Here is a 22,006-nt window from a genome sequence, read left to right as displayed (position 1 = left end):
GCTTAATATTAAGCTGTTAAAAGCACAAAAAAAAAATAGTTGCACGCTTACGACATCTAATTTCCTGATCGAAAATTTCTGTACGCAAACTTGCAACTATTTCAATATAAGACCGAAAAAAATCGGTTATTTAAGCTTTTCCATAAGCATCTGTATGCACATTGGCTACAGCTCTACCACTTGGATCGTTCATGTTTTTAAACGCCTCATCCCATTCTAATGCAATTTTGGTACTACATGCTACACTAGCTTCTTGTGGCACACATAAAGCTGCGGCATCACTAGGGAAATGATCTGCAAAAATAGAACGGTAATAAAATTCTTCTTTACTTGTTGGTGTTTGTAATGGGAATTTATATTTCGCATTTGCTAATTGCTCATCAGAAACTTCTGATGCAACAACTTCTTTAAGTGTATCAATCCAACTGTAACCAACACCGTCACTAAATTGTTCTTTTTGTCTCCAAGCTACACTCTCAGGAATCATATCTTCGAATGCTTTACGCACTACCCATTTTTCCATACGTTCGCCGTTAATCATTTTGTCTTGTGGGTTAATTCTCATAGCCACATCCATAAATTCTTTATCCAAGAATGGTACACGACCTTCAATTCCCCAAGCCGCTAAACTTTTGTTTGCACGTAAACAATCGTACATGTGAAGTTTACTTAATTTACGAACTGTTTCTTCGTGAAATTCTTGAGCATTTGGCGCTTTATGGAAGTATAAATATCCTCCAAATAATTCGTCTGCACCTTCTCCAGACAATACCATTTTAATTCCCATAGATTTAATAACACGAGCCATTAAATACATAGGTGTACTAGCGCGAATGGTAGTAACATCGTAAGTTTCTAGATTATACACTACATCTTTAATAGCGTCTAAACCTTCTTGAATGGTAAATTTAATTTCGTGGTGAATGGTTTTAATATGATCTGCAACCTTACGAGCCGCCGCTAAATCTGGAGATCCTTCTAATCCTACAGAAAAACTGTGTAATTGCGGATACCAAGCATCAGACTCATCGTCACTTTCAATACGTTTCTGAGCATATTTTTTAGCGATTGCAGACGTTACTGAAGAATCTAATCCTCCAGAAAGTAATACACCGTAAGGCACATCAGACATTAATTGTCTGTGTACAGCGGCTTCTAAAGCATCTTTTATTTCTTTAATACTTGTTTCGTTATCTTTTACCGCTTCATATTCTGTCCAATCTCTGTTGTACCATTTTACAAATTCTCCATCTTTACTTGACATATAATGTCCTGGAGGGAATAATTCTATTTTAGTACATTGACCTTCTAAAGCTTTTAATTCTGAAGCCACATAAAAGGTTCCGTTTTGGTCCCATCCTATATATAAAGGAATAATTCCCATATGATCTCTAGCAACAAAATACTCATCATTTTCTACATCGTATATTGCAAAACCAAAGATTCCGTTCATTTCATCAACAAAATCGGCTCCCTTTTCTTTGTATAACGCTAAAATAACTTCACAATCTGATTCTGTTTGAAAATCGTATTTCCCAGCAAATTGCTTACGAAGTTCACGGTGATTGTATATCTCGCCATTTGCAGCCAAAACCAATGTCCCATCAGGACTAAATAAAGGTTGTTTCCCAGAAGCAGGATCTACAATAGCCAAACGTTCGTGCGCCATAATAGCCTTGTCATTACTAAAAATCCCACTCCAGTCTGGACCACGGTGACGAATTTTCTTTGACATTTCTAAAATCTGAGGTCTTAAATCATCCGTCTTTTGTTTCAAATCGAATGCACATACAATTCCACACATATCTATATATTTTAATTCTTTTTATTTTAATTCTGAAGCAAATATGAGTATATCAATCACATTATAAAACTATAAATCAAAAATTGATTACAATTTAAAACAATTAATTCGTATTTAAATTAAATATGAAACCATATGCATTAATCTGCCTTTCAAAATTTAAAAATTGTAAACTTTACTTAAAGTTACCGACCATTCATCTATCAACGTATATATTTACACTTTTAAAACAACTCATTATGAAATTATTTAGCGCATCGGCAATCTGCCTATTGGTAGCATTTAGCTTTAACACGGCAATGACAGCCCAAAACTTTAGTAAATTAGACAAAAGCCCAATGGATGTAGCCGCATTCCCAGCAAGCTACAAAGACTCTAACAAAAAAATGAAAGTGGTTTACAGCAGACCTCAACTAAACGACCGTAAATTGTACGACTTAGTACCTTTAGGAAAAGTTTGGAGATTAGGAGCCAACGAATCTGCAGAAATTACATTTTACGAAGATTCACATTTTGGAGACACTCCTGTAAAAGCAGGAACTTACTCTTTATTCGCTATTAGAGGAGAAAAAACATGGACTATGATCTTAAACAAAGATCTTAATGCTTGGGGTGCTTACTCATACAACCCAGACCAAGATGTTGCACGATACAACGCTATCGCATCTATAGACGCAGAATCTATTGAAGCGTTTTCTATTGCTTTCGATGAGCAAGGAACCATGTACTTAGCATGGGGAACAACTCGTGTTTCTATGCCTTTTAAAAGAAACTAGATCGTTTATATATTTAAAAAAAGCGACTATCTATAGTTATAGATAGTCGCTTTTTTTATGCCTTAAAATTTATATAAAATAGATTAAGGAATATTTAAATATTTATGTGTTTGCAATGACACTTTCCATCTTGGATTAGCCATTACATACTCTACTATTTCCGGTATCATTTTATCACGCTTACTCCACTCTGGTTGCATGTATAAAATACAGTCTTCGTTAACTAAAGCCGCTTGTTCCTCTGCAAATTTAAAATCGTCGCGATTAAATATAATCACTTTTAATTCGTGTGCTTTGGCAGACACCTCAGCTGTAGGTAATTTCATTTTCTTAGGCGATAAACAAATCCAGTCCCAAGTACCGGTTAATGGATATGCACCAGATGTTTCTATATGCACCTGCAAGCCTTTCTCTTTTAATTGTGTTGTAAGCGCAGTCATATCCCAAGTTAAAGGCTCACCTCCAGTAACTACAATCGTTTTACTGTGAAGCGCTGCTTTTTCAACAATTTTAGAAGTTTCTGTTGGCGGATGCAGTTCTGCATCCCAGCTTTCTTTTACATCACACCAATGGCATCCAACGTCGCAACCACCTACTCTAATAAAATATGCGGCTGTTCCTTTGTAAAACCCCTCACCCTGGATCGTGTAAAACTCTTCCATTAAAGGCAACATTTCACCTTTGTCTACCAACTCTTGAATCTCTTTCTTCATAACGTGCAAAGATAGTTTACAGATTTTTGTCTACATATAAAATGTTGAAAAGATTTGAAGTCTATTGCTTCAAGATTAGTATTTTTATAAAAAAATTAAGAAACATGACCAATAACGATGCTTTTTTAAATGAGATAATTGAAGGAAATACGTGTAAAGGCGAATTTATAACTATGGGTTCTGCCATGTTGGACGAAACTCCTATAAAAAATGCTTTCGTAAATATCCCTTTAAAAACATTAAACAGACATGGCTTAATTGCCGGTGCAACAGGAACAGGAAAAACAAAAACCTTGCAAGTCATGGCAGAAAACCTTTCCGAAAAAGGCATCCCTGTCTTACTTATGGATATAAAAGGAGACTTAAGTGGTTTAGCACAGTCTGGTGTTACCAACGAGTTTATTGAAAAACGTCATGAAAAAATTGGTTTACCCTACAACTCTAAAGGATTCCCTGTAGATGTGCTTTCGCTTTCAAACCAAGACGGCGTGCGTTTACGTGCTACCGTAAGTGAATTTGGTCCTATTTTATTATCACGAATTTTAGATCTAACAGACACGCAGTCAGGAATTGTATCGGTTATATTTAAATATTGCGACGATAATAAATTACCCTTATTAGATTTAAAAGACTTTAAAAAAATCCTGCAATACGCAACTCAGGAAGGGAAAGAAGAATTTCAAGAAGCCTACGGAAGAATCTCTACATCGTCTACCGGTGCGATATTAAGAAAAGTAGTAGAATTAGAACAGCAAGGGGCCGATCTTTTCTTTGGCGAAACCTCTTTCGATGTTCAAGATTTAACACGAATAGATCAAGATGGTCGTGGTTATATAAATATATTACGATTAACAGATATTCAAGATAGGCCAAAACTATTCTCGACTTTTATGCTGAGTTTACTTGCCGAAATCTACACAACCTTTCCAGAACAAGGTGATAGTGGCCGACCGGAATTAATTATTTTTATAGATGAAGCACATCTTATTTTTAACGAAGCTTCCAAAGCCCTTTTAAATCAGATTGAAAGTATTGTAAAACTTATAAGAAGTAAAGGCGTTGGGTTATACTTTGTAACTCAAAATCCTACCGATGTGCCAGAAGCTGTTTTAGGCCAATTGGGTTTAAAAATTCAGCATGCGCTCCGTGCCTTTACTGCCAAAGATAGAAAAGCGATAAAACTAACGGCTCAAAATTATCCCGTTTCCGATTATTACAACACCGAAGATATTTTAACCTCTTTAGGAACTGGAGAAGCGTTAGTCTCTGCTTTAGATGAAAAAGGACGTCCAACCCCATTGGCAGCAACCATGATGCGTGCTCCTATGAGTAGAATGGATGTATTAACAGACACGGAGTTATCTTCATTAATTTCTGAATCTAAATTGGTTAAAAAATACAACGAAACCATAGATAGAGAAAGTGCCTACGAAATCTTAACTAAAAAAATAGAACGTGCAGAAGCAGAGGTTATACACCAGAAACAAAGCACAAAAAAAACAGCTACACGCAGACAAAGTACAGCCATGAACCCTATTATAAAAGTACTCACAAGTGCTACTTTTATTAGAAGTGTCTTTGGTATTTTAAACAAAGTGATGAAAAAATAATTACTTTCGTAGCCTCTAAAAAATTATAAAACAAGATTATCTTAAAATGAAAAAAACCATATTAAGTCTGGCTGTATTAGCCATTACATGCTTTAGTTGTTCTACAAAAAACGATAGCTTTACTATTACAAAGGACAGCATTGGGGAACTTACTAAAGACACTCAATTAAAAGATTTAGAAACCGTATTTAAAAACGATTCTATTGTAAAATATGTGCCTGGAGGCGAGTTTACTGTTAGTATTAATGAAATTGAAATCTTTGAAAAAGGAGGTTCGAAGCTCTTAACTTTATCGCCAACTCAAGTAATGGATTCTACATCTGTGATTAAAACGGTTCAAGTTTTCGATTCTCGATACAAATCAGATAAGGGGATTTCTACGCTTAGCACTTTTAAAGACATTCAGGATAATTATAAAATTTCAAGTATTGACAACCTAATTAATTCTGTTATCGTTTCTGTAAACGAGTTAAACGCTTCGTTTACTATCGATAAAAAGGAATTACCGTCCAATTTAAGATTCGATATGTCTTTACATATTGAAGCCTCACAAATTCCTGACACTGCTAAAATTAAATACTTTTTTCTAAACTGGTAAGCTATAACCTATGAATTCATTTGTCTCACGACTCCTTATTGTAATTGCACGAAAAAAACTAGAGACAAATGAAACTGCAAATCCTGCAAGTTTAAAACAACTTCTGCCCGTAGTAAGAACGCTTCATATAGAGCTTCGTCATGCGATTAAAGAAATTATTTTTATTGCTATTGGAGTAGTTTCGGCGGGTTTCGGACTTAAAGGCTTTTTACTGCCAAATCGATTTATCGATGGAGGCGCCACTGGTATTTCTCTATTATTAGAAAACTTAACAAATATCTCATTAGGTTACCTATTGCTAATTGTGAATTTGCCATTTTTAATTTTAGGCGCAAAAACATTCAGTGTAAAATTTGCTATAAAAAGTATTATCGCTATTTCATTTTTAGCCTTTGTGGTTCATAATGTAGATTATCCAACCATAACAGACGACAAATTATTAATCTCGGTTTTTGGAGGATTCTTTCTCGGACTAGGAATTGGAATGACTATGAGAGGTGGTGCAGTAATTGATGGTACAGAAGTTTTAGCCCTATTTATTGGTCGTAAATTTTCTATGACTGTTGGCGATGTATTACTTTTAATAAACATTGTTATTTTCTCTTTCGGAGCTTATATTCTATCTATAGAAACAGCTTTATATGCGATCTTAACTTATATGTCTGCTGCAAAAACAGTCGACTTTGTTATTGATGGTGTCGAGGAATATGTAGGTGTGACTATAATTTCTAATAAACACGAAGACATTAGAATTATGGTTACAGAAGAGTTAAGACGTGCCTGCACTATTTACGCCGGAAAAGGTGGTTATAACCAAGAAGGTGGTGCACAAGAAAAAGATATTATATACACCATAGTAACACGACTAGAATTAGCTAATTTAGAAACAGAAATTGCTAAAATTGATAAAAATGCGTTTATTATCATGGGAGTCGTAAAGGATTTAAAAGGTGGTATGATTAAGAAAAAACCTTTAAAATAATGACTCATGAAAAAGTACACGCTTATTACCAATCCATTTAGTATACCAACAACAGACGGAAAATCGATAAAAGAACATTTTGGAAATGCTACTACTGGCGATTCTAATATAAGTATTGCACATATGGTTGCTCCTCCCGGATGGCATGAACCTTTTCAAACTCCAGAATTTGACGAATTTACATTTATTATAAAAGGTAAAAAACAATTTATTATTGAAGACGACGTTGTGATTTTAGAAGCTGGTCAATCCATTAAGATTGAAAAAAACACGCGCGTACAATATTCAAATCCGTTTGAAAATCCATGTGAATATATTGCAATTTGTACGCCTGCATTTTCTATGGACGCCGTAAACCGGGAAGCGCAATGAAAACCCTTTTAATTAAATCTGTCGGCAATTACATTAACTTACTTAGCTATTTGTCTAAACCCTATGCGGCTAACAAAGCGCTAAACTTATTTACCAAACCTAGAAAAGGTCGTATACAAAAGTGGCAAGTCGATTTTTTAGAAACAGCCTTTAACGAAGAGCTTCTATATAACAACCAACGGATCATGACCTATCGTTGGTTAGGTAAGAAAGGGACTGTTTTATTGGCTCATGGCTGGGAAAGTAATTCTTACCGATGGAAACCTTTAGTACCAGAATTAATAAAAAGAGGATACGGAGTAGTCGCTTTAGACGCTCCGGCACATGGCCGTTCGGGAAGTAAAGAATTTAACGCTCTTATTTATGCCGAATATATACATGTTGTAGCCAAACGGTTTAAACCAGAATCTATTATAGCACATTCTGTTGGAGGCATGGCTACAACGGTGTTCTTAAATAAATACCAAGTACCTAATTTAGAAAAACTTATTCTCTTGGGAGCGCCTTCAGAATTTAAAGATATTATTGGCAGATATGTAACGATGTTAGGCTATAACACACGCATATCTAAGCAGTTAAACAAAACGATACTTAAACGTTTTGGCGTTGCTCCAGAATCATTTTCTTCTGCTAAATTTTTAGAAAACAATAAAATAAAAGGACTAATTATTCACGATAAAAGTGATACCATTATTCCTTATAGCGATGCACTACTAATTAAAGATAGCTACAAAAACAGTGCATTAATTACTACAGATGGTTTAGGACATTCATTAAACGATGCATCTGTAAGAGATCATATTTACAACTTCTTAGAAGACTAAACTTATCGTATATTTGCCACATGGAAACGGAATTAAAACGCATCAATAAATATTTAAGCGAAGTAGGATATTGCTCACGTCGTGCAGCAGATAAACTTATTGAAGCTGGTCGTGTAACCATTAACGGAGTTGTGCCAGAAATGGGGACTAAAGTAAGCCCTACCGATGTGGTAGCTGTAGATGGCGAATCGGTTGTAAATACAAAAACAGAATTTGTGTATTTGGCATTTAATAAACCCGTAGGGATTGTGTGCACTACAGATACACGTGTAGAAAAAGACAATATTATTGATTACATAAATTACCCGAAACGTATTTTTCCTATTGGCCGTTTAGACAAGCCTAGTGAAGGATTAATTCTGCTTACCGACGATGGAGATATTGTAAACAAAATTCTTCGTGCAAGCAATAATCACGAAAAAGAATACATTGTAACAGTAGACAAACCCATCTCGCAAACCTTTATCGAGCGCATGTCTAATGGCGTACCAATTTTAGATCGCGTTACAAAAAAGTGTAAAGTTGAAAAATTAGGGACGTATGAGTTTAAAATTATTTTAACTCAAGGTTTAAACAGACAAATTCGTAGAATGTGTGAGTATTTAACGTACGAAGTGGAGACTTTAAAACGTGTTCGGATTATGAACATTAAATGTGATATGCCGATTGGCGAGTATCGCGATATTACTAAAGAAGAAATGAAAGAACTACAAGCTTTAATTGGGGATTCTAAAAAAACATTTTCTCCTGCTCAACCTTCTAGAAGACGGCAGTAATGACAACTAAAAAACATGATCTAAGTTTGTTGTCATTGTAAAACTAACCAGTTCACCAATTGTATTTAAATTGAGTTTTTTCTTTATATTTTTCTTATGCTGGTCTACAGTATGCTGAGAAATATTTAAGCACTTACCAATTTCTTTACTTGTTTTCCCTGTAGCAACCACTAATAAAATTTCCTTTTCCCGTTTTGTTAACCCTTCGAGTTTATTAATATTTTCTTCGATTGCGACATAACCTTCCTCCTTTTTCTTAAAATTTAAATCGGCTAAATCTATTGTCATTCGCAGTTGCAACTCGTTAAAGGGCTTTAATAAATAAGCATAAGGAACCGTTTCCTTGGCTCGATTTAATATCTCCGAGTTATCGTAGGCTGTTAAATACACCACAGGCACTTCTTTAAGTTGCATTAACTCTTCTATAATCTCGATGCCATCTTTAACATCGTTTAAATTAATGTCGCAAATTATTATATTAAAATCCTCTTTAATAAAAGCGGTTTTGGCCTCTACATAGTTGCGGGCAGAAACCACTTGGTTTTCTCCCTCTTTCTCTAAAGATTTTTTTATATCCATCGCGACAATCAACTCGTCTTCAATTAATAATATCTGTCTCATTTTAGTGCTTTTTAAATTAACAGGGTAATAGTATTACATTCTTTACACCATGCACAGTATATATTTCCATAGTGCCATTTAACTGATGTACCATCGTCTTCACTAAATCTAACCCCAAGGAGGTGTCTTTAGCATTTTCAAAATCGTATCCTACTCCATTATCGGCTATTATAATTTCTAACTGGCCATTTGATAAAGCAAAACAAATTCTTAAAACATTCTCCTCACTATATGCTTTAAAGGCATATTTATAGGTATTAGTAATTAGTTCGTTCAAGATTAAGCCCAACAAGGTTGTATTTACTTCACATTTGCAATCGGATTGTAAATCGAATTCAATTGTAAATTTCTGAGTATTTTGATCGGATAATAAACTCAAAATCTTAGCTGAAAATTCCTTTAAAAAAACAGCAATATCTATGATGCCTTTGTTGGACGTTAAATCATTCTGTATATAAGATATGGTTAAAATTCTATTTTTAGCAATATTTAAAATATCTTTTACCTCTTGTTCTTCAATATTTTTGGCTTGCATATTGAGTAAACTGGAAATAATTTGAAGATTATTTTTTACACGATGATTTAATTCTTTCATTAAAAATTCGATATTATTCTTCTGATCGACCATGACTGCATGCGACGTATTCAATTCTTCATTTTTACGTATTAAATCTTTCGTTCTTGAATTTACCAAAGCTGTTAATTTTAACTTATCTCGTTTTAACATCGAAGTTTTAAACCTATAATACCATATTCCGGAAAACAAGAACAAACCAACAAGCATTACTTTAAACCACGTTTCTAAATACCAAGGCGGCACAATTATTAAGTTTACCGTTTTATACTTTGTATTCCACACTCCGACGTCGTTAGATGCTTTTATTTTTAATGTATAGTTACCAGGATTTAAATTGGTGTAGGTAACATTGTTCTTTTTCGCTGGCGGACTCCAATCTTCATCAAAATTATCTAATTTATATTGGTATAAGCCCTTCTCAGGATTCAGATAGTTAATTGCCGAGAAATTGAATGTTAACACATTTTCTTCACTCTTAAAAACCAACGTATCTTTAAACATTTCGTTTCGTTTTATAGGCTGATTAAAGAGTTCTACAGATTCTAAGTACACATTAGGCAAATACGGATTATCTACCACCCGATTTGGATTTATAATATTAAAACCATTTATTCCTCCAAAATACAACAGCCCTTTATCATCTTTATAAAACGATTTTCCATTATACTCGTTATCCTGTAAACCGTCTTCCTTGGTGTAATTTTTAAACGATTTATCCTTGGGATTAAACACCGACAAACCAAAATTGGTACTCATCCAAATTTTATCATTATTATCGATTACAACACCATACACAAAATCGTTTGGAAATCCCTTTTGTTTAAAGTATAAGGTTGAAGTTTGCTTTGTTGTATTTATATGTGTCAGTCCAGAACTTGTACCCACCCATAAATTGCCTTGACTATCTTCCGATATTGAAAAAACACGATTATTGGTCAATTTTAAATTATCGCTTTCCTTATCTGTGTAGTGATGAAGGATGGTTTTCGATTCAATTTCATAAAGTCCGTTATCCGTTCCCAACCAAATGTGGTTTTTAGAATCGATAATTGCAGATCTTGCGCGATCGATTTGCAACCCATCAAACAAAATAGGAGTAAATGTTTCCGAAGCGATATCAAACTCATTAATTCCGCCCGACCATGTGCAAATCCAGAGTTTCTCTTTAGAAATCTGCAGAATTTTTAAGACTTCATTATCAGACAAACTATTTTCTGAATCATGATGCACCCATTGCTGAAATTTATCGTTTACAGCATCATATTTCATTAAACCGTCGGAAATACCTCCAGCCCAAAGCACGTTGTTTTCATCCTTACAAAAATCGTAAGTAATGCCTCCTTTACCCGTATCGTACAAATAATATTCCCGTGTATTCAATTTATATTTAACAGTTCCGGCATAGGTACCTAACCACAAGGTAGAATCGTTAACTTTCTGAATAGGAAACACACTTATACGCTGACTTCCATACAAATCGGGCAACTCGACTCTATAACTATCAAATTTAATCTGAAATGTATTATGATGAAATACACCTTCACCTTGCGTACCAAACCATACATTCCCTTGCTTATCTTCTAAAACTTGAGTAAATGCAACCGAAGTATAATGCTTATTCTCCTTTACATTTTCGAAGATGACGTGTTTGTACCGATCTGTTATAGCATTATATTTTAGAATGCCATTTTTAGAAATCACGTAATATTCAGAATCATTTATTTTATAAACTCTATCAACTTCAGTGGTAATAACTGTTTTACTTATACGTTCTTCTGTTTTATTATAAACCTCTAAACCATGTTCAGAACCAATATAAATCTGATTTTTACTATTTATAAAACACGAGGTGTTCTTATGTTTATAATCGGGAAAAGTAGAAATACTAAAATCGTCTAAATCTAACTGTAACATCCCAGATTCTTTTGTTGCCAACCAAATAGTACGTGTATCAAAGCTTAGAATATCTTCTACGCGATTTTCGATAGATTCATTAGGAAGATTTATGATTTTAGACGTTTTAAGAAGCCTATCGAACAGCACCATATGATTTTTCACCGAAAACAATAACAGCCGATTATTAATCTGAAAGGCACTATAAGCATTATTTAAGTCTGCGTTATCCGTTTTCGATAACAAGGAAAAGAATCTGTTTTCGGAACGTTTATACCCTTGAATCCCCTTGGAATTAGTTGCAATCCACAAGGTATCTTTTACAGACAGTAAACCCCGAATATGGTCGTCTGCAATAGTGGTACTGTCGTTGGGTTTGGACACATAACTTTTAAATTCGTAGCCGTTAAAACGGTGTAAACCATCCTCTGTTCCCACCCATAGATACCCCATATCGTCTAAAGCAAGAGCGGTTGTATTTAATTGTAAAAGCCCATGTTCTTGCCCTAAATAATTAATTTGTAACGTTTCTGAATTTTGTCCATTTACATTACTAATTCCATATAGAAGTAGCAATAGGACATATGCAATTCTCAAATGCCTGTAAGCGTTTTGGTTAGTTAGGTTACTAAAGCTAACAAAAAAAACGATACCAATAGAATGAAGACAAAAAAATAAGCATAACTACGTAGTGTAATTATGCTTATTATTATCTATTTTCAAGAATTAGCTTATGCCTTAACGCGATGTCTTTCACATGCCAATAATGTATTTTTTAACAACATAGCAATGGTCATTGGACCAACACCACCTGGCACAGGAGTGATATAACTTGCTTTTTTACTTACGTTAACAAAATCTACATCTCCAGTAATTCTGTAACCTTTTTCAGTCGTATCGTCGGCTACACGGGTAATTCCAACATCTATAATCACTACATCGTCTTTTACCATTTCTGCTTTTAAGAAATTAGGAACACCTAATGCCGAGATAATGATATCTGCCTGAGATGTAATTTGTGTGATATTTTTTGTGTGACTGTGAGTAAGTGTTACTGTTGAGTTTCCTGGAAAACCTTTTCTTCCCATTAAAATACTCATAGGACGACCAACAATATGAGAACGACCAATAACAACAGTGTGTTTTCCACTAGTTTCTACGCCGTAACGCTCTAATAATTCTAAAATTCCGAATGGAGTTGCCGGAATAAAAGTAGTCATATCTAATGCCATTTTACCGAAATTAGCAGGATGAAATCCATCTACATCCTTATCTGGATTTACAGCTAATAATACCTTTTGAGTATCGATTTGATCTGGTAAAGGCAATTGAACGATATACCCATCAATTTCTGGGTTTTCGTTAAGTTCATTAATTTTATCTAACAATTCTACTTCGCTAGTTGTACTAGACATTTTAACTAAAGTAGACTCGAAACCTACACGCTCGCAAGCACGAACTTTACTACCTACATACGTTAAACTAGCACCATCGTTACCTACAATAATAGCAGCCAAATGCGGTACTTTTTCACCTTTAGCTTTCATTTTCTTTACTTGCTCGGTGATTTCATCTTTAATATCGTTACTAACCTTTTTTCCGTCTAAAATTGTCATGTAATAGGGTATATTATTTATTAATTAGATTTTAAATCTTAACGCATGTTTTTCATGGCTTGCATCATGCGTTTTCCGCCACCACCTTGCATCATTTTCATCATTTTGCTCATTTGGTCAAACTGCTTTAACAACTGATTAACTTGTTGCACAGAGGTCCCTGAACCTTTACCAATACGTTTTTTTCTACTCGCATTAATTATAGAAGGATTTGTACGTTCCTGAACAGTCATAGAATGAATAATAGCCTCGATATGTTTAAAAGCATCATCGTCTATATCGATATCTTTCATCATTTTTCCAGCTCCAGGAATCATTCCAACAAGGTCTTTCATGTTCCCCATTTTCTTGATTTGCTGAATCTGACTTAAGAAATCGTCGAATCCGAATTGATTCTTTGCAATTTTCTTTTGAAGTTTTCTAGCTTCCTCTTCGTCAAACTGCTCTTGAGCACGTTCTACAAGAGAAACAACATCCCCCATTCCAAGAATACGGTCTGCCATACGCGAAGGATAAAAGACATCGATCGCTTCCATTTTCTCACCTGTACCAATAAACTTAATTGGTTTATCGACTACAGATTTAATAGAAATTGCAGCTCCACCTCGAGTATCCCCATCTAATTTGGTAAGGATTACCCCGTCGAAATTTAAAACATCGTTGAAAGCTTTTGCTGTATTTACAGCATCCTGCCCTGTCATAGAATCTACAACAAATAATGTTTCTTGTGGCTGAATAGCTTTATGAATTTCAGAAATTTCATTCATCATCGCCTCATCAACAGCTAAACGACCTGCGGTATCAATAATAACCACATTATACCCGTTTGCTTTTGCGTGGGCAACACCGGCTTCTGCAATGGCAACAGGATTACTATTTCCTTTATCACTAAAAACATCGACATTAATCTGACCTCCAACTACGTGTAATTGATCGATTGCTGCTGGACGATACACATCACAGGCAACCAATAAAGGTTTCTTTGTTTTTTTAGTCTTAAGGTAATTTGCTAATTTTCCTGAGAACGTTGTTTTACCTGAACCTTGCAAACCAGACATTAAAATAATGCTAGGTGTGCCAGACAAATTAATACCTTCGGCGTCTCCTCCCATTAATTCGGTTAACTCGTCTTTAACGATTTTAACCATTAATTGTCCGGGCTGTAATGCTGTTAATACATCCTGTCCAAGTGCCTTATCTTTTACTCTATTGGTAAAATCTTTAGCAATTTTAAAGTTAACATCGGCATCTAACAAAGCACGACGTACTTCTTTCAAGGTTTCTGCAACATTAACTTCCGTTATACTTCCATGTCCCTTAAGAACGTGTAACGCTTTATCTAACTTCTCACTTAAATTATTAAACATAAATTTTTATCAAATTTTAAGAAACGCAAATTTAATGATTTGATGCGTATTAATAAAGAATTGATCCATAAAAAACTAAAGCGAATATATTATGATTAAAATTCTGTTTTTTACGCTCTAGGATAAGCGCTCCAAACCACGCTAAACATGGTTTAAAATATCACTTTATAAAAAAATGGTTAAAATAATTGAGATAATATTAATTTTATGTTGATTTTTTCTTTGATATAAAATATTATTGGTTATTTTTGGTAAACCAATCTGGTTACCCAATTTGGTTACCCAGATTAAATTTTTAAATCACACAGTTAACAAGAAGATTTTAAGTGCTTTATTATTTTGAATTAGTCTTTAAAAAAAATTACGGTATTGCAATACTCGGAAATCGAACGTATTGAAATTAGAATTAGTTTGTTTAATTTGTTTGTAAAAAGGCATACTGCCAACAGCTCTATTAGCAGCGCCAGAGGGTGCTGTTAAAGAGACTGTTTTAATCGCTCTTCCTTCATACACAAAACTATGAATACGGGGCACCTCATCACAGTCTACCTTAAGAGACAATCCATAACTTTTTAAGTGTTTTCTAAAAAAATATTCTGGACCATTTTTACTGTTGCCACCGGTAAATAATAGCGTATCGATTTTAGGATACTTTTTTAAATAGCCTAATACGTCACGTAGTTCTATATTTTTCATACCTAGGTCCGAGGCATCTATTTTCTCCCGTTCGGCACTTTTTACAATATCACAAACCCCAATGCCCCTAGATTTTAAAAAATGTTTACGTTGCCATACGGCTTCATCTGTAGTTTCAAATTTTAATTGCAAATCGAAAATAGTATTCAGAATAGGCCATAGCAGTCCATCTATACTGCCGTAACAAAAATTAACATCGCCAGGTTTTAATTCGCCTATAGAAAATCTTGGTGGCGGTAACGTGCCCACTATTAACTTGGTGGCATTTTCTGGAATAAATGGTGCATAAGGATGCCGATGCTTAAACATTGTTTTTGTAGTTTTATCTAAAATTAATACTTTAAAAGAAAAACAATGGCTAGAGGAGATAAAAAAACCAAACGCGGAAAAATTAACCGAGGAACTTACGGAGTAAGACGACCAAGAATTAAGAAAAAAGTACGCACAGAAGATAAAATTAACATTGACAAAGATGCCACAGTAAAGCGTTAATTACTGCTTTACTTGTTCTCCAAAGCGTTTTCCAAATTTGTAAGCGATAAAAATGGTCGCCACAATTATAGCAATTGTGCTAAAAACATACAGCGAATATAGTAAAACATCGTCTTTAGAATTAAAACAAAACTCTGAAGACAAACACGCTTCTAACTTTTTCTTAGAGCCTATCGTTAGTGATATACTTGCTAAAAATGTGACCAAAATTACCGACACTATATATTTTGCAGTCGATTTCTTTGCGGTTTTACCCGTTGGTTTAAATGCTTTACGTTGTTCTTCAGATCGTTTATTATCTTGTAAAGACCAACTCTGTTTCGGTTGAGAATTGCTCATCGTATCTGTAGTTTTCGTAGTTAAAACCTTTTAAATCTTCAAGGGTTTCTGCATTGGTATCAATAATATAACGTGCCATTAAACCTCTAGCTAATTTCGCATAGGTTGCAATCATTTTATATTCTCCATTTTTAAAATTTTTAAAAGTTGCCGTAATAACAGGAACTTTTAAAGATTTTACATCTACCGCTTTAAAATACTCATTACTCGCTAAGTTTAAAAACAATTCACCGTCTTTCAAATCTTCATTCAAAGCGTTAACTATAGCTTTTTTCCAGAATTCGTATAAATTCTTTTTGGTACCAACAGGTAATTTGGTCCCCATTTCTAAACGGTATGCTTGAATTAAATCGAAAGGTTTTAAAACCCCATATAATCCTGATATGATTCGAACCGTGTTTTGAAGTTTTTCTAATTTAGCTTCAGGAATAGTATAAGCGTCGAACCCTCGATACACGTCGCCACTAAACGCATAAATGGCTTGTCTGGCGTTATCGGCTGTAAACGGTAATTCCCACTCCTGATTTCTCTGATAGTTTAACTGACCTAAATTATCAGAAATTTTCATTAGTTCAGATAACTCTTTAGCCAACTTCTTTTTTACAACCTTGTTTAAACGTTCTGCTTCTTTTAAAAAGATGCCTTCTGTAGACACATCGGTTGGTAATTTACTTTCGAAATCTAAAGACTTGGCTGGAGATATTACTAATTTCATGGATATGGGATATTATAATGCAACGTTTTAATTAATCTTAACTTTAAGATTATTCAAATTTACAATTCTAACTATTCAACAATCATAGATAATTACTGTTATTTCTTATTTAACAATAACCTTTTTTTATATCTATTCGGAATCTTGATGCTTCACATAATGTTGCCATTTCTCGATACACTGTTGCATATCTTCTGGAATCTCTGTATTAAAGCGCATAAACTCTTTAGTTCTAGGATGCTCGAATCCTAGGGTCTTCGCATGCAGCGCTTGTCTTGGTAAAATTTTAAAACAATTATCTACAAACTGTTTGTATTTAGTAAAAGTCGTTCCCTTTAAAATCTTCTCACCACCATAACGCTCATCATTAAATAAGGTATGTCCAATGTGTTTCATATGTACACGGATTTGGTGTGTGCGTCCTGTTTCTAATTTACAAGATACCAAAGTCACATATCCTAAACGCTCTAACACTCTATAATGTGTTACGGCTGGTTTTCCTTTATCTGCATCGTCTCCAAAAAATACAGTGTTTTGAAGTCTATTTTTAGGATGGCGACCAATATTACCTTCTACAGTACCTTCTTCGTCTTCTACATTCCCCCAAACAATAGCTACATATTCACGTTCGGAAGTCTTTTCGGCAAATTGTAATGACAGATAAGCCATAGCTTCTTCTGTCTTCGCAACCACCAACAATCCGCTTGTATCTTTATCTATTCTATGCACCAAACCTGGACGTCCAGAAGAATTTTCTGGAAGATTATCAAAATGATAAATTAAGGCATTTATTAAGGTCCCAGAATAATTTCCGTGACCCGGATGAACAACCATTCCCGCTGGTTTATTTACCACCAACAAATCGTCGTCTTCGTAAACAATATCAATTGGAATGTTTTCACCTACAAGTAAATTCTCGTATGGTGGATGGGCAAAAAGCACTTTTATAACATCGTTACCTTTTACTTTATAATTAGATTTAACAGCAACGCCGTTAACAAAAATATTTCCAGATTTTGCTGCCGCCTGAATTTTACTTCGGGTGGCGTTTTCAACAAAATTCATTAAATATTTATCTATTCGAAGTGGCGACTGGCCTTTTTCTGCTGTAAACGCATAATGTTCGTAAAGCTCGTCTTCTGCCTCTTCGTTTTGTGGTGTGTAATCACTCATAATTTAATTTGGTCTATTACCGTTTCCTAACACTAAATCTATTTTAGAGGTTTTAGGTAACATATCGCCTGGCTTTATTTCTTCTCCGTCGTGAGACACTTCTAAAACCATATCTTTTCCAATATTGTCTACATACCTAATGGTTCCCACTTGAAAACCTAAGGCTTCTAAAGTTGGTTTTGCCTGACGGAATGTGCGATCTGTTAATTCTGGCACTAACACTTTTCTATATCCCGACGGGTTAAGTGTAATGTATATTTTTCTATTTTCTTTAACCTTAAATCCTGCTTTAGGATCTTGCTCTATAACAGCAAATTTTGGATAGTCTGGATTGTAATTTGCAGAATCCTGAATCTCCATAACTAAACTGTTTTCTTCTAAAGCAGCTTTTGCCACAGAAATTGAATTTCCCGTTAAATCCGGAACTGTTTCAAATTCTCCATGGTTAGTGGTACTGTCTAACCATTTCAACATTAAATAACTAATCACAAAAATAGCGACTACTGCCAAGAGTAAATTCAGGAAAAAAGTTTTACTCGTAAGAAATTTTATTAAGCTCATGAAATAGAATTTGATTGGCAAAGATATAAAAACCGTTCTGTTTTTACTTTTGATTAATAAATGATATTTTAGCTAAACGATTATTTCTTTTAATTGTTATGATTATGAAAAAAAATATTGCCATCGTAATGGGTGGTTATTCTAGCGAATATGAAATCTCTTTAAACAGCGGGAACGTTGTTTATCAATCACTTGACGCATCTAAATATAACGCATATAAAGTCCATATTTTTAAAGACAAGTGGGTATATGTAAATGATGACAATGAAGAATTTTCTATCGATAAAAATGATTTTTCGGTAACTATTAACGCTCAAAAAATCACATTCGACTGTGTTTTTAATGCGATTCATGGATCGCCTGGCGAAGACGGGTACCTACAAGGGTATTTTAAACTTATACATATGCCACAAACCAGTTGCGATATGTATCAGGCTGCGGTGACTTATAATAAACGCGATTGCCTTAGTATTTTAAAGCCTTATGGTATAAAAACTGCAGAGGCATACTATCTTAATTTAGGAGATGCAATAAACGAAGACGCTATAATTCAAAAAGTAGGTTTACCATGTTTTGTTAAAGCTAATAAAGCAGGAAGTAGTTTTGGGGTCTCTAAAGCGTATAAAAAAGAAGATTTAAAAGCAGCTATTGATGTAGCCTTTAAAGAAGATGATGAAATTATAATTGAATCGTTTTTAGATGGTGTCGAAGTTTCTGTAGGCGTGATTACCTATAACGGAGAAGTAAAAGTTTTACCCATTACAGAAATTGTAAGTGAGAATGATTTTTTCGATTATAAAGCCAAATATTTAGGACAATCTCAGGAAATTACGCCTGCACGATTAACTCCTGAGCAAGAAGAAAAAGTAAACACGCTAGCCCAAAAAGTATACACTGTTTTAAAAATGAAAGGATTTTCTAGAAGTGAGTTTATCTTTAAGGATGGAGAACCTCATTTATTAGAAATTAATACCGTTCCAGGAATGACTAAAGAAAGTATCTTACCGCAACAAGCCGCTGTGGCAGGGATCTCTTTATCGGATTTATTTGGAAGTGCCATTGAGGATGCTTTAAAATAAAAAATCGTAAATTCACACAAACACCTAATTTATCATCTATGAAACGTGCCATTTTCCCAGGATCTTTCGACCCTTTAACCTTAGGACATTACGATATTATTACTCGTGGTGTAAAAGTGTTTGATGAAATAATTATTGCTATCGGAATTAATTCTGATAAAAAATATATGTTCTCTTTAGAAGAACGTCTGCAATTCATTAAAGACACGTTTAAAGACGAACCTAAAGTAAAAGTAACAACCTACTCAGGTCTTACAGTAGATTTTTGTATAAAAATGGATGTCGAATTTATATTAAGAGGACTTAGAAATCCAGCCGATTTTGAATTCGAGAAAGCCATTGCACAAACCAATAGAAAACTTTCGGAAATAGAAACAGTATTCCTCCTAACCTCATCTAAAACCTCTTTTATCAGTTCTAGCATTGTTAGAGATGTAATACGGCATAACGGAGATTATACACTCCTTGTACCGGATAGTGTAAGAGTAAAAAAAGCGCCATAATTGGCGCTTTTTTTATTAAAATTTATATTCCGAAAGTGGTTTAGGAAAATCCTCTGGATTCGCCGCTAAGTGATATCTCGGATCGTGAACATCTTCAATAATAACATCCTTAAACTTAGGATTGGCTTTGTACATTAAAATTTTACAATCTTCACTTAAATGTTTTAATTTAATAGATTTTCCTGCTTCTTCATATTTATTTACAATAACAGTAATAGCTTCTACAGCAGAATGATCACTAATTCGAGACTCTACAAAATCGATATAAACTTCGTCTGGGTCGTTTTTAATATCAAACTTCTCGTTAAAGGCTGTTATAGAACCAAAAAATAGTGGGCCCCAGATTTCGTATGTTTTAATTTTTCCGTCTTCAGTAAAACGTTTTCTAGCTCTAATCTTTTTCGCATTTTCCCATGCAAAAGCAAGTGCAGAAATTATGACCCCAACAAATACCGCAATTGCTAAATCGAAAAATACGGTTACCACAGAAACGATAACAAGCACAACGGCATCAGAAACTGGAATCTTTTTCATAATTCGTAAACTAGACCAAGCAAAAGTTTCAATAACCATCATAAACATTACACCCACAAGAGCTGCAATGGGTACTTGCTCGATATATTTATCTGCAAATAAAATAAAGGTAAGTAGTGTGATGGCCATCATTACACCAGACAAGCGTCCTCTACCTCCAGCATTAATATTAATTACAGTTTGTCCAATCATACCACAACCTCCGGTTCCTCCAAGTATTCCACTTAGCATGTTTCCGGCTCCTTGTGCTACACATTCTCTGTTTCCATCGCCTCGCGAATCGGTTAATTCGTCTACAAGATTCATCGTCATTAACGTTTCTATTAATCCTACAGAAGCCGCTAAGAATGCATATGGCGCAATAAATTTTAAAGTATCTAAATTAAATGGTAAATGACTCCAAAGTTCTCCGAGGTTAAGTTTGCTAGACAATTCATCGAAACCGTTTAATCCAGCACCTCCTCCATCTCTAATAAAGTCCCCTACATTAATAGAATTAAGTCCTCCGAAAATAGAAATTAAAGTCACGATTAAAATAGCTGTTAAAGCGGCAGGCACCTTTTTGGTTAACTTAGGTAATCCCCAAATAATAAACATGGTTAATAAAACTAAGCCAATCATAATGTAAAGCTTATTGCCTTCCATAGTCACTTTTACAACTCCGTTATCCTTTACAGTATAAAAACCATTGTCCTGAACATTAAATACAACTTTCTTGGTATTGACATCGAAAACTTGATTATCGGACATGATAAACACTTCTTCTCCTGTGGCAATATTGTTAATAGATTGACCATCTATAGAGAACAATTGACTACCAGAAATTAAATCGGTAACGACATTATCGTTCACATTATATACCAATTCTTTACTCTCGGTTTTTCGCATATTTTGTCCGAAAACATCTTTTGTATTCTCTTTAAACATCCCCAATTGTGCCATAAAAATAACGATGGCCAAACCGTTAACAAACCCTAGCATTACGGGATGCGGAATTAAACGCACAAATTTTCCAAGTTTAAAAATTCCTGATAATATCTGAATAACTCCCATTAACACAACAGCGGCCAGCAAATAGAAGTATCCCATATTTTCTACGGGCGTATCAAACAAGAGGCCTTTAGCATGTCCCTCCTGAATCATATGCACAAAAATAACAGCAACTGCTCCGGCTGCACCAGAAATTAAACCAGGTCGCCCACCAAAAAGTGCAGAAACTATTCCTATTATAAAGGCACCAAAAAGGGCTACAATTGGACTAATTTGAGCAACAAAGGCGAAGGCCACAACCTCAGGAATCATGGCTAACGACACCGTTATACCTGCCAACACATCATCCTTGGCATTTGGCGTTATTTTTCTTATAAAATCTGTCATGTTTCTAT

The 22,006-nt window shown here is 34.4% G+C and carries 22 protein-coding genes; 10 read left to right on the top strand and 12 right to left on the bottom strand.

Features of this window, described 5'->3' with window-relative positions; all coding sequences use genetic code 11:
- Nucleotides 1-130 precede the first annotated feature (130 nt).
- A complete protein-coding gene (asnB, locus tag ACKC83_RS08805) occupies nt 131-1,804 on the bottom strand; it encodes an asparagine synthase B (RefSeq protein WP_434037743.1) in 1,674 nt (557 codons plus the stop codon).
- A gap of 239 nt (nt 1,805-2,043) precedes the next feature.
- Between asnB and ACKC83_RS08800 the strand changes: the two genes are divergently transcribed.
- Nucleotides 2,044-2,580, top strand: coding sequence for a DUF2911 domain-containing protein (locus ACKC83_RS08800; RefSeq protein WP_414036078.1), 537 nt, complete (start codon nt 2,044-2,046; stop codon nt 2,578-2,580).
- A gap of 83 nt (nt 2,581-2,663) precedes the next feature.
- Here ACKC83_RS08800 and ACKC83_RS08795 read toward each other — a convergent pair whose 3' ends face one another.
- Complete coding sequence (locus ACKC83_RS08795) at nt 2,664-3,293, bottom strand: 7-carboxy-7-deazaguanine synthase QueE (protein ID WP_434037742.1); 630 nt, start codon at nt 3,291-3,293, stop codon at nt 2,664-2,666.
- 104 nt (nt 3,294-3,397) lie between these two features.
- Between ACKC83_RS08795 and ACKC83_RS08790 the strand changes: the two genes are divergently transcribed.
- The 6 genes from ACKC83_RS08790 to rluF are packed head-to-tail and all read left to right on the top strand — an operon-like array spanning nt 3,398 to nt 8,455.
- Nucleotides 3,398-4,903, top strand: coding sequence for a helicase HerA-like domain-containing protein (locus ACKC83_RS08790; RefSeq protein ID WP_434037741.1), 1,506 nt, complete (start codon nt 3,398-3,400; stop codon nt 4,901-4,903).
- Nucleotides 4,904-4,949: 46 nt separating this feature from the next.
- Entirely contained in the window at nt 4,950-5,501 is a 552-nt protein-coding gene (locus ACKC83_RS08785) for a hypothetical protein (RefSeq protein WP_434037740.1), read from the top strand.
- Between the two features lie 10 nt (nt 5,502-5,511).
- Nucleotides 5,512-6,483, top strand: a complete 972-nt coding sequence (locus ACKC83_RS08780; protein WP_414036082.1) for a YitT family protein — start codon at nt 5,512-5,514, stop codon at nt 6,481-6,483.
- A 6-nt stretch (nt 6,484-6,489) separates the two neighbouring features.
- Nucleotides 6,490-6,855 (top strand): cupin domain-containing protein, encoded by a 366-nt coding sequence (locus tag ACKC83_RS08775; protein ID WP_434037739.1) that lies wholly within the window; start codon nt 6,490-6,492, stop codon nt 6,853-6,855.
- Complete coding sequence (locus ACKC83_RS08770; RefSeq protein ID WP_414036084.1) at nt 6,852-7,679, top strand: alpha/beta hydrolase; 828 nt, start codon at nt 6,852-6,854, stop codon at nt 7,677-7,679. Before ACKC83_RS08775 ends, ACKC83_RS08770 begins: the two co-directional genes overlap by 4 nt.
- 20 nt (nt 7,680-7,699) lie before the next feature.
- Nucleotides 7,700-8,455 carry a 23S rRNA pseudouridine(2604) synthase RluF gene (gene rluF / locus ACKC83_RS08765; protein ID WP_434037738.1) on the top strand — a complete coding sequence of 252 codons (756 nt, stop codon included), beginning with the start codon at nt 7,700-7,702 and terminating at the stop codon, nt 8,453-8,455.
- Nucleotides 8,456-8,461: 6 nt separating this feature from the next.
- Here rluF and ACKC83_RS08760 read toward each other — a convergent pair whose 3' ends face one another.
- From ACKC83_RS08760 to ACKC83_RS08740, 5 genes are all read right to left on the bottom strand, one after another.
- Complete coding sequence (locus ACKC83_RS08760) at nt 8,462-9,076, bottom strand: DNA-binding response regulator (protein WP_414036086.1); 615 nt, start codon at nt 9,074-9,076, stop codon at nt 8,462-8,464.
- A gap of 16 nt (nt 9,077-9,092) precedes the next feature.
- Nucleotides 9,093-12,143, bottom strand: a complete 3,051-nt coding sequence (locus ACKC83_RS08755; RefSeq protein WP_434037737.1) for a ligand-binding sensor domain-containing protein — start codon at nt 12,141-12,143, stop codon at nt 9,093-9,095.
- Nucleotides 12,144-12,277: 134 nt separating this feature from the next.
- Complete coding sequence (locus tag ACKC83_RS08750; RefSeq protein ID WP_414036088.1) at nt 12,278-13,162, bottom strand: bifunctional 5,10-methylenetetrahydrofolate dehydrogenase/5,10-methenyltetrahydrofolate cyclohydrolase; 885 nt, start codon at nt 13,160-13,162, stop codon at nt 12,278-12,280.
- Nucleotides 13,163-13,200: 38 nt separating this feature from the next.
- Nucleotides 13,201-14,529, bottom strand: a complete 1,329-nt coding sequence (gene ffh, locus ACKC83_RS08745; protein ID WP_414036089.1) for a signal recognition particle protein — start codon at nt 14,527-14,529, stop codon at nt 13,201-13,203.
- Between the two features lie 351 nt (nt 14,530-14,880).
- A complete protein-coding gene (locus tag ACKC83_RS08740; protein ID WP_434037736.1) occupies nt 14,881-15,534 on the bottom strand; it encodes a uracil-DNA glycosylase family protein in 654 nt (217 codons plus the stop codon).
- Nucleotides 15,535-15,579: 45 nt separating this feature from the next.
- Here ACKC83_RS08740 and ACKC83_RS08735 point away from each other — a divergent pair, with 45 nt between their 5' ends.
- Nucleotides 15,580-15,717: a 30S ribosomal protein THX gene (locus tag ACKC83_RS08735; protein ID WP_414036091.1), complete on the top strand. Its 138-nt coding sequence runs from the start codon at nt 15,580-15,582 to the stop codon at nt 15,715-15,717.
- Here ACKC83_RS08735 and ACKC83_RS08730 read toward each other — a convergent pair whose 3' ends face one another.
- From ACKC83_RS08730 to ACKC83_RS08715, 4 genes are all read right to left on the bottom strand, one after another.
- On the bottom strand, nt 15,718-16,056 hold the full coding sequence (locus ACKC83_RS08730) for a hypothetical protein (protein ID WP_414036092.1): 339 nt from the start codon (nt 16,054-16,056) through the stop codon (nt 15,718-15,720).
- The gene (gene yaaA / locus ACKC83_RS08725; RefSeq protein WP_434037735.1) at nt 16,013-16,771 is read right to left on the bottom strand and encodes a peroxide stress protein YaaA; all 759 of its coding nucleotides are present in this window, start codon (nt 16,769-16,771) and stop codon (nt 16,013-16,015) included. The genes ACKC83_RS08730 and yaaA overlap by 44 nt, the downstream gene beginning before the upstream one ends.
- A 132-nt stretch (nt 16,772-16,903) precedes the next feature.
- Nucleotides 16,904-17,944 (bottom strand): RluA family pseudouridine synthase, encoded by a 1,041-nt coding sequence (locus ACKC83_RS08720; protein WP_434037734.1) that lies wholly within the window; start codon nt 17,942-17,944, stop codon nt 16,904-16,906.
- A gap of 3 nt (nt 17,945-17,947) precedes the next feature.
- On the bottom strand, nt 17,948-18,505 hold the full coding sequence (locus ACKC83_RS08715; protein ID WP_414036095.1) for a PASTA domain-containing protein: 558 nt from the start codon (nt 18,503-18,505) through the stop codon (nt 17,948-17,950).
- Between the two features lie 104 nt (nt 18,506-18,609).
- On the opposite strand from ACKC83_RS08715, the gene ACKC83_RS08710 reads away from it, so the two are divergent.
- Complete coding sequence (locus tag ACKC83_RS08710; RefSeq protein ID WP_434037733.1) at nt 18,610-19,584, top strand: D-alanine--D-alanine ligase; 975 nt, start codon at nt 18,610-18,612, stop codon at nt 19,582-19,584.
- A gap of 38 nt (nt 19,585-19,622) precedes the next feature.
- Nucleotides 19,623-20,087, top strand: a complete 465-nt coding sequence (coaD, locus tag ACKC83_RS08705) for a pantetheine-phosphate adenylyltransferase (RefSeq protein WP_414036097.1) — start codon at nt 19,623-19,625, stop codon at nt 20,085-20,087.
- Nucleotides 20,088-20,102: 15 nt separating this feature from the next.
- Here the strand turns inward: coaD and ACKC83_RS08700 are convergent, their stop codons facing one another.
- Nucleotides 20,103-21,998: a SulP family inorganic anion transporter gene (locus tag ACKC83_RS08700; RefSeq protein ID WP_434037768.1), complete on the bottom strand. Its 1,896-nt coding sequence runs from the start codon at nt 21,996-21,998 to the stop codon at nt 20,103-20,105.
- Nucleotides 21,999-22,006: the final 8 nt, after the last annotated feature.

It is taken from the genome of Formosa bonchosmolovskayae, from assembly GCF_051016085.1.
GTDB lineage: Bacteria > Bacteroidota > Bacteroidia > Flavobacteriales > Flavobacteriaceae > Formosa.
This window is presented reverse-complemented; position numbering and strand designations above follow the sequence as displayed.